Source organism: Chthonomonas sp. (assembly GCF_035294505.1).
GTDB lineage: Bacteria > Armatimonadota > Chthonomonadetes > Chthonomonadales > Chthonomonadaceae > Chthonomonas.
The window spans coordinates 1-4,328 of the sequence record NZ_DATGKU010000157.1; the positions used below are offsets into that span (position 1 = coordinate 1).

Genomic DNA, 4,328 nt, shown 5'->3' on the forward strand with positions numbered 1-4,328 from the left:
ATCTCCGAGGCCGCCAGTTGCGCCACCACCTCCTCATGGGTCATTGCCAACAGCATCGGGTGCCCGCGTCGGTCACGAAAACGCACCATGGTTTCGTCTATGGTTTCCCAGCGCCCGCTCTGTTGCCATAGTTCGGCCGGATGTACAACGGGCATGTTCAGCTCCTGCCCGCCGATGGCGTTCATCTCTTCCCGCAGTATCTGTTCCATTTTGCGAACAGCCCGCCAAGCGAGAGGGAGATAAGAGAAGATGCCGGCAGCAAGCTGCCGCACATAGCCGGCCTGCAGAAGAAGCTGATGCGAGGCGATGTCGGTTTCTGCCGGCGGGTGGCGAAGGGTTTCTCCAAACAGCTGTGAGACGCGCATAGTTTCTCCATTCTCCAAAAATGCTAAGGAGAACATTGTAGACTACAGCGTACGCGCACGTCAACACACTTGACTTTCTTGGCAAACTTGTGCTAACATTTTTTCCCTTTTCACATTGGGGTGAGTTTGGGGGCGCGATGCGGCGCTTTGATCTCGCTTTTGCAGCAGCTCTTGAAAGCTGTGGTAAGAAGTGAACATACGGAGGCAGACCGAATGCAGAAGAGACTTGGCTCGTTACCTCATGCTGAGGGGCTATACGACCCCGAATTTGAACATGACGCCTGTGGGGTTGGTTTCGTAGCGCATATCAAGGGAGAGAAATCGCACGCCATTATTGAAAAAGGGATAGGCGTGCTGCAGAACCTTGTGCATCGCGGGGCTTGTGGTTGTGATCCCGAAACCGGAGATGGCGCCGGCATTCTTATTCAAATCCCTCATGCCTTCTTTGCACGGCAGCTTGCCGAACAGGGAGTCGATCTGCCCCCTCCCGGCCACTACGGTGTGGGCATGATCTTTCTGCCACCCGATGCGGAAGAGCGCGCGTGCTACGAGCAGATCATCAATCGTGTCGCTCAAGAAGAGGGACAACCGGTTATTGCATGGCGTGATGTGCCGGTAGACAACACGAAAATCGGCTCGCTGGCGCGTTCGTGCGAGCCGGTCATTCGTCAAGTTTTCCTCAAACGAAACCCACAACTGCCCGATGAGGATGCGTTCGAGCGCAAGCTGTTCGTGATTCGACGGGTCGTCCAAAACGAGATCGCACGAATGCGCCTACCCCAGGAGAACTTTTTCTACGTTTGCAGCCTCTCTTGCCGTACTGTGGTCTATAAGGGGCTTCTGCTTGCCCATCAGATCGCCGCTTTCTACCAAGACCTCAATGCGCCCGATATGGTCACCGCATTGGCGCTGGTGCATCAGCGATTCTCGACCAACACCTTCCCGTCATGGGATTTGGCCCACCCCTACCGCTATCTTGCCCATAACGGAGAGATCAACACCCTACGCGGCAACCGCAACTGGATGCGTGCGCGTGAGGCCCGTCTCAGTTCGCCGCTTTTCGGAGAGGACATCAAGAAGATCGTGCCGTTGGTCAACCGCTCCGGTTCCGACTCGGCGACTCTAGATAACGCTCTTGAGGTTTTAACGCTGAGCGGCCGTAGTCTCCCTCATGCGATGATGATGCTCATTCCTGAAGCTTGGGATGGCAACGACTTGATGGACCCCGATAAAAAGGCCTTTTACGAATATCACGCCTGCTTAATGGAACCATGGGACGGGCCGGCCGCCGTTGCCTTTACCGATGGCCGCGTGATCGGAGCTGTCCTCGACCGTAACGGTTTGCGACCCGCCCGCTATCTGGTAACCGATGACGATCTTGTGGTGATGGCCTCCGAAACCGGTGTCATTGACATCGGCCCCGAACACATTATCGAAAAGGGGCGTCTGCAACCCGGCAAAATGTTCTTGGTGGATCTGCAGCAAGGCCGTATCATCAGCGATGAGGAACTAAAACATACCATCGCGACGGCTCATCCTTATCGGCAGTGGCTGGAGCAGAACCGTATCACGCTCCAGCAACTGCCCGATGTAGCGCCACCAAAGCCTTCAGATCATAAAACTATCCTTACGCGCCAAAACGTTTTTGGTTATACGTTGGAGGACTTGAAGTTCATCTTTCAACCTATGGCCACTACCGGCGAGCAGCCTCTCGGTTCCATGGGCACCGACACCCCATTGGCGGTGCTTTCCAACCGGCCACAGCTGCTATACAACTACTTCAAACAGCTCTTTGCCCAGGTGACCAATCCGCCCATTGACCCCATTCGCGAAGACCTTGTCATGTCGCTTACCGACTACATAGGGCGGGAGGGCAACCTGTTCGACACCACGCCGGAACATGCCAAGATGCTTCGGCTCGAATCGCCCATTCTCACGAATGTGGAGTTGGAGCGTCTACGCCATGTGAACCATCCCGATTTCCGTGCCATCACCCTCTCGGCCGTTTTCTCTATAAAAGAGGAGAACGGCCTAGAGAAAGCGATGGAGCGGCTTTGCCAGCAGGCCTCGCGTGCGGTGGCCGACGGTGTAAGCTTCCTTATCCTCTCCGATAGGGAGGTAGATGCCGAACACGCTCCGATTCCGGCGTTGCTGGCCACTTCGGGGGTGCATCACCATCTAATTCGTGAAGGTACCCGCACGCAGGCCGGGTTGATCATCGAGACGGGAGAGGCGCGCGAGGTGATGCACTTTGCGCTTCTCATCGGCTACGGAGCCAGCGCCATCAACCCTTACCTTGCCTTCGAGACGTTGGAAGATATGTATCGGCGCTCGATGCTGCCGCAGGATTTGTCCCTCGAAAAGGCCATTAAAAACTACATTAAAGCGGTGAACAAGGGGTTGCTGAAAACCTTTGCAAAGATGGGCATCTCCACTTTGCAAAGCTATCGTGGCGCCCAGATATTTGAGGCCATCGGGCTGGGGCAGGAACTTGTGGATCGCTACTTTACCGGAACGCCTAGTCGCCTCGGAGGGATTGGGCTAAAAGAGATTCAGCGAGAGGCGCTCGCCCGCCATCACTACGCCTATCCGCCCCAAGAGATACCCGAAAGCCTTGAGCTTGATCCGGGGGGGCAGTACCAATGGCGCCGCTACGGCGAGTACCATCAGTATAATCCCGACACCATAGCCGCCCTTCAGATCGCCGTTCGGCGCAAGAGTTACAAGGACTTCAAAGAGTTCTCGCGTTTGGCCAACGATCAAAGTGTGAATCGGGCCACCTTGCGCGGTCTGTTCCGCTTCAAGCCTGGCAACCCCATTCCCATTGAAGAGGTTGAACCGGCCAAAGAGATCGTGAAGCGCTTCGTGACCGGAGCCATGTCGTTAGGCTCCATTAGCCGTGAGGCACACGAAACCCTCGCCATTGCAATGAATCGTATCGGCGGAAAAAGCAACACCGGAGAGGGTGGGGAAGACCCGGTGCGCTACATCCCTGACCCAAACGGCGATAGCCGCCGTAGCGCCATTAAACAGGTAGCCTCCGCGCGTTTCGGCGTGACGACCGAGTATCTCGTCAACGCCGATGAGTTGCAGATCAAGATGGCGCAAGGCGCTAAGCCCGGTGAAGGCGGGGAGCTGCCCGGGCATAAGGTGGACGAGTACATTGCGCGCATTCGCCACACCACGCCAGGGGTTACGCTTATTTCGCCGCCGCCCCATCACGACATCTATTCGATAGAAGACCTAGCTCAGCTCATTTTCGACCTGAAAAATGCCAACCCGAACGCGCGCATCTCGGTGAAGCTGGTGGCCGAGGTGGGCGTGGGGACGGTGGCTGCCGGTGTTGCAAAGGCACATGCCGACCACATCCTCATAAGCGGGCACGATGGAGGTACCGGCGCTTCACCGCTTTCCAGCATTAAGCATGCCGGTATCCCTTGGGAACTAGGTCTGGCCGAAACCCAGCAGGTTTTGGTGAAGAACAACCTGCGTGGACGCGTACGTCTGCAGACCGATGGCCAGCTAAAGACGGGGCGCGATGTGGCTATTGCCGCGCTGCTCGGCGCCGAGGAGTTTGGCTTCGCCAGCGCCCCCCTTGTGGCCATGGGCTGCATTATGATGCGAGTCTGTCATCTCGGCACCTGCCCCGTAGGTATCGCCACACAAGACCCCGTGTTGCGTCAGCGATTTGCGGGGCAGCCGGAGCATGTCATCAACTTCTTCTTCTTTGTGGCCGAGGAGCTACGAGAGATCATGGCCCAACTCGGCTTCCGCACCGTAGATGAGATGGTAGGCCGGACGGATATGCTCGATATGCAGCCTGCCATAGACCACTGGAAGGCCTATAATCTCGACCTCACACCGTTGCTGACGATGCCGGAGGTGGATAAAAACGTGCCGGTGCGCTGCGTGATGAAGCAAGACCACGGCCTAGAAAATGTGCTCGACCATAAGCTCATCGCC

1 protein-coding gene and 1 pseudogene are annotated in these 4,328 nt (G+C 56.6%); one reads left to right on the forward strand and one right to left on the reverse strand.

The window, feature by feature from the left end; genetic code table 11:
• Nucleotides 1-365: pseudogene (locus VKV18_RS08955) on the reverse strand (proline--tRNA ligase); the annotation flags it as partial.
• 213 nt (nt 366-578) lie between these two features.
• Here VKV18_RS08955 and gltB point away from each other — a divergent pair.
• The coding region (gene gltB / locus VKV18_RS08960; RefSeq protein WP_324203865.1) for a glutamate synthase large subunit at nt 579-4,328 on the forward strand (3,750 nt) is incomplete at its 3' end.